The organism is Bartonella sp. AP40SXNS (assembly GCF_042195825.1).
Taxonomy (GTDB): domain Bacteria; phylum Pseudomonadota; class Alphaproteobacteria; order Rhizobiales; family Rhizobiaceae; genus Bartonella.
In genome coordinates, this window is the sequence record NZ_JBHIPB010000029.1 from 1 (window position 1) to 5,810 (window position 5,810).

The following is a 5,810-nucleotide window of genomic DNA, read 5'->3' on the forward strand; positions in this document are numbered from 1 at the left end:
TGGTTTCTCAAAAACAATGGAGCTGTTATCGAGATTAAGCACAGAAACATCAGAACGAGATCTTTGAGCGATATCAAGGAGATTGCCATCATCATCTTTTTCGTTTTTGCTGATTTTCAACGTCCATGTTGTATCGTTTTTCAGATCAAAGCGTACATTTCTGTCTTTAGCAATATTTGCTCTGCCTTCTAGAGTAGACTGATCGGCGTTTAATGTAAAAGTGCCGTTGGAGATCGTTTTAACCTCTTTACCATCCCACAAATCTTTATCTTTCCATGACGTTTTGTCCCAAGCAATACCATTTCCTAATAATACGTCAGCATGGACTTCTGATTTTTTAAGATTAACTGTGCCGATTGATGGAGCTGTAGTATCTTCGATGCTTTTTTCAACAACAGCTCCAATGAAAATTCCTGTGCCATTTTCAGCATGAAGCTCTGCATTGGTCAGATTGATCTCATTACTATGATATTTTTGTGGATCATGCGAGCCATTTGGATTATCATCGGAGAAAGTTGCGAATTGTAAACCGGCAACTTCTGCTGTGGCAGAAATATCTGTCAGATCAATATGTCCACCATTTATTACAACCAGCGCAGCCATTTTTGCTTCTATTTTATTTTTCTTCCCATTCTGAGGAGTGTCGGATTGGGTATCTAGACCTTTAGAATTAGTATCAATAGCGCCATTAACCATCTTAATTGTGCCATCTTCACCAGTAGCGAGACCAATACCAACATTTTGAATAGTTGTTTTGCCATTTAATTCAACTATACTATCGGCCTCCCAAGTGCTTACACCAACGGTTTCTTCTTCGGACACACCACCGATTATTGTTAAATCTCCGGTAATGATTTTACTCCCATCATCTGCATAAAGACCTTCATCAAAATTTTGAATGGTTGTTTTGCCAGTTAACTGAATTTCACTCCCAGAGCCTGATGTCCATACACCAGATCGTGCTTCATTGGGGTTGTCATTAATTGCTTTACCACCGACTATTGTTAAATCTCCGCTAACGATTTTGCCACCATTAAAGGCTTCAAGACCGACAAAAACTTTTTCAATGGTTGTATGACCCTTTAATTGAATTTCACTATTGGGATCAATGGCTATTATACCAGAAGTACCGTATTCTTGGTTTTCATAAGCAGTTATTGTTAAATCTTCGCTGGTGATTTTACCACCTTTTTCTGCTCTCAGTCCGTCTCTAACTTTTTCAATGCTTGTTTTGCCTTTTAATTCAATTATGCTTCCAAAGCCATTGGCATTTGCACCGTTTCCGAAGTTATTGGTTGTTAGAGTAACATCCGTAATTTCAATACGTCCACCATTTTCTGTAAGTAATGCGCCTTCATGTCCATTCAAACTTCCTCCTATGACAGCCCCTCCTTTCATTGTGATCTTGGATTCTATACCATCTGCATGGAGTCCAGTACCATTAGATGATGCGACTGTAACATTGTTGTTTAAAGTAATGGTGCTGCCGTTTCCAGCATATACCCCATCAGTTTTCCCATCGAGTGATCCTCCAGACACTGTTATTGTTGAGTGATCATCTGCAAATATGCCTGTTAGTGCTTGAGTTATGGTTACATTGTTCAAGGTTACTGTGCTGTTTTTAGCACTTATTCCTAAGGGTAGTAAAATGTTATCGTTTTCACTCGATATTACCACGTCTTCCAGCTTGTTTTTTTTACTCTTACTGTCAGAAAAGGAAGCGCCAGTGCTAGATAAAATGCCAGATGAGGAGGCCCCCATTCCAGAATATGTAATTGTTCCTTTAGTCATTTGAAGTGTAGCACCGTCTTTGGCTTCAAGGCCTAAGAAAATACCATAACCAGTGCCTTTAATGGTTGTGCCATCCAGTAACTCAATCGCACTGTCAGCACCTTCTGCTGTTACAGCATAGACGGTTTCGTTTGTGCCCTGGTTTATATCTTTATTCGTAACAATGGTTAAATGTTTTCCAATGATTTTGCCACCGCCTTTTGCGTGAATAGTTTCGTAGGTTTTATCGGATACTTCTTGTTGTTTTCCCTCAGAAACTACGAGGGTTTCAGCATGTGCACTGAACTGGATGTTGAACAGGATGATAGCGGCTGCAGTCGTGCATGATAAAAGGGATGTTTTATACACTAGTATTCTCCTTATGATAGCCCCCAAATATTCATTTCCCCGCGAACTTCATAAGAAGAAGTGAAAATGGATAGTTGTTATTAATTTCAGTAATTGTCTTTATTTGGTAAGACATTTTTGGTTTTTTGTCAAAATTAAAAAATAATTGATATTAATTATGTCTAATACAAAATGTATTTATAACTGATTTTATTTAAAGAATTATAATTTTGAATATTATTATTCAGAGAAATATTGTGAGATACTGATATAGTGGTACCATGACATCTTTTACGTGATGGTAGGGATTATTATATGACGCAAATTGGGGTTATGAGGGAACAAAAAAGGATGTAGAAGAAGCTTATAAAAAAGCTAATCTACTTGGGCTTAAAGTGGATTTTCATTTTTCAACACAGTGGTATTAATTTATTTCTAATAGACTTCTCTTTTCTCAAAGTAGGAAGTACTTTTCATCCACTGGGGATGGAAGTGCTCTGTTGCGTTTGTTGTGTCTTGTCTTGGAGATTTTCGTAAAGAACTAAGTATAAAGAGGGAAGGGTGCTTTAAAAGGAAAAAGGATGACTTTAATGTACAAAAAGGGCAGCATATTGTGGCTGCCCTTTTTGTTAAATTGAATAGAATGAATAGGCTATTTTTACAGCCTTGATTTAAAACTGATAGCGTATGCCACCTGAAAAGCTTGCACCACTTATACCAGTTTTCTGAAGCTTTTGTCGATAGCTTACATCACCGTAAAGAGAGAAGTTGTGAGAAAGTCGCGCATTGATACCAACGCCGCCCTCAATTGCTGTTCCCATGGAATCAAGGTCAAAATTCTTGCTAATTTGTACTTTTCCATTATCACCAAAAGCTTTGATCAAGTTTGCTTTTCCATAGAAGGAAATGGCAGGACCATTTTCAGTGGTCATAATGGTTTTGGTTAAACGTCCACCAACACGGATCAACCATTGAGAAGGATTGTTCATATCAATTTTAAAATTATCAGCATCTTCAATGGTATCAAACATCAAATGTTGATAAGCAAGTTGTATTTGGGGCTCGAAGATTACTCCTTCCATTCCGGTAGAAAATTGTTTGCCAACGGTGGTGGAAATACTCAACATTTTTACATTGTTCAATTTCGCGGTTTTACCAATGATAGCATTGGTGATATCGCTTTTTATTATTCCATAGGATAAAAGTGTATCCATATAGAAACCACTGTCATGCTGTACGCTACCATAGGCAGTGAGAGACCATTTATCTAAAGTGCTTTTACTTGTATCTTGCATCTCTTTTGGAGTGAAAGACAGCCGCCCATAGGTGCCTATAAGACCGAAATGTGTCGTGGTATTTTGTCCTTCTAATGCCGCTAATGTGACACCGGCTTGGAGAGCAGCATAGCGAATATCAGCACCATAACCATATTTAAGGGGACCGCGTTTCGAGGATAAGGTTCCTTTACCCCCATAGGTAGAGAGGAAGAAACTGTTTTTAAGATTTTTCTGCTCTCCCAAGACTGTTGTTCTCATATTGGCTAAAAGTGCATTTTGCTTGGCCATATCGGCTAATCCAGTATAAAAGAGGGCATTTGGCATAACCAAATAACTTGCCATTTGTGGTACAACTGCTCTTACTTTTGAATCGGGGGCAAGAAATTCAGGCTGCAAGCGGAAGTCCCAGAAATCTTTATCCTTTTCATCGAATAAGTTTTGGTTAGCATTGGCTTTGCCATAACTTGATACTGGTCCATAGGCAGTCAGCGTATATTTATAAGGAGTTCCTCCTATGGTGGTATAGCCATTTTTCAATTTAAAGGAGTCTTCTTTTGCTTCTCCAGAAACTTGAATAAGTGAAAGTCCACCTATATTTGAAGGAGGAGAAGCATTTTCTACACTCTCCTTATCCTCTGAAACACTTTTGACATAAACTGTTGTGGTGCCTGCTACATCACCGTGAATGAGAAGCCTATCGGTTTTTTGTGCATCTATTGCAACACCATCACTCCATATAGCGTTGAAATGAATTTCTGCCTTACCAGAGGCATTATAGACTGCTAGAGTGGTTGGTATTCCAGATCCTACATGCAATGTATGATAATGATCTTCTACCAGCCCATTGAAAACAATAGAACTATCATTGAGATTGAGCACAGAAATATCAGAACGTGACCTTTGAGCAATAGCAAGCAGTTTTCCATCATCATCGGTTTCTTTTGTACTGGTTTTCAATATCCATGTTGCCTTGTTTGTCAAATCAAAGCGTACAGTTCTGTTTTCTGCAATTTTTGCTCTTCCGTTTAATACCGAGTGATTAGCATTTAGTGTAAAAGCAAAGTTATTTTCTTTAGTTGAGGCTTTTGCTGATAATAAAATATCGGCACTGATTTCTGAATTTTTGAGATTGGCTATACCGATTGATTGGTCTGCATTAATTCCAATACTATTTTCAGTGCGAAGCTTTGTATTTGTCAAGTTGATTTCTAAGGTGTTATCATCCTCGGATTTATCAAATGTTATGCCACTGTTTTCTGCTGTTGCAGAAACATTTGTTACATCAATATATCCGCTATTTTTTACAACAAATGCTGATCCTTTTGCTGCTACGGTCCCTCCATTCATTTTAATCGTGCCACCGTTTTCTGCATAAAGCCCGATGAAAGTATTGCTAATCGCTGTATTTCCATACAATTCAATTAAGCTGTTAGGATTGCTGGTAGCTGCACCGTATCCATTGCCATCCATCGTTGTCAGAGCAACGTCTGTGACCTTAATATGTCCACCATTCATTGCGAACAATGCCATGGTTTTCGCAGTTACTGTTCCCCCAGTCATTATGATTGTACCACTATTTTCTGCATCAAGTCCGGTTACAGCATTATCAATAGTTGTCTTCCCATACAATTCAATCAAGCTGTTAGGATCGGTGGTAGCTGCACCGTATCCGTTGCCATACATCGTTGTTAGAGCAACATCTGTGACCTTAATATGCCCACCGTTTTTTGCAAACACTGCCATGTTTGCAGCGGTTACAGTTCCTCCCGTCATTGTGATTGCACCACTATTTTCTGCATTAAGTCCGATGAAAGCATTATTAATTGTTGTTTTTCCATGCAATTCGATCAAGCTATCAGGATCGGTGGTAGCTGCGCCATAGTTACCATTTATTGTTGTTAGAGCAACATCTGTGACTTTAATATGCCCACCGCTTTTTGCAAGCAATGCCATGTTTGCAGCGGTTACAGTTCCTCCCGTCATTGTGATTGCCCCACTATTTTCTGCATTAAGTCCGATGAAAGTATTGCTAATCGCTGTATTTCCATACAATTCAATTAAGCTATCAGGATCGGTGGTAGCTGCGCCATAGTTACCATTTATTGTTGTTAGAGCAACATCTGTAACCTTAATATGCCCACCGCTTTTTGCAAGCAATGCCATGTTTGCAGCGGTTACAGTTCCTCCCGTCATTGTGATTGCCCCACTATTTTCTGCATTAAGTCCGATGAAAGTATTGCTAATCGCTGTATTTCCATACAATTCAATTAAGCTATCAGGATCGGTGGTAGCTGCGCCATAGTTACCATTTATTGTTGTTAGAGCAACATCTGTAACCTTAATATGCCCACCGCTTTTTGCAAGCAATGCCATGTTTGCAGCGGTTACAGTTCCTCCCGTCATTGTGATTGCCCC

General features: G+C 38.9%; 1 protein-coding gene and 1 pseudogene. Both read right to left on the reverse strand.

Translation table 11 applies throughout. The features are described from left to right. Window positions 1-2,139: pseudogene (locus ACFILZ_RS09150) on the reverse strand (autotransporter outer membrane beta-barrel domain-containing protein); the annotation flags it as partial. 650 nt (window positions 2,140-2,789) lie between these two features. After that, on the reverse strand, window positions 2,790-5,798 hold the full coding sequence (locus tag ACFILZ_RS09155; RefSeq protein ID WP_375682382.1) for an autotransporter outer membrane beta-barrel domain-containing protein: 3,009 nt from the start codon (window positions 5,796-5,798) through the stop codon (window positions 2,790-2,792). Between the last annotated feature and the right edge of the window lie 12 nt (window positions 5,799-5,810).

Bases quoted from the DNA above. Each gene is read 5' to 3' on its own strand.
- ACFILZ_RS09155 (WP_375682382.1), bottom strand. From the start codon at position 5,798: ATGACGGGAGGAACTGTAACCGCTGCAAACATGGCATTGCTTGCAAAA.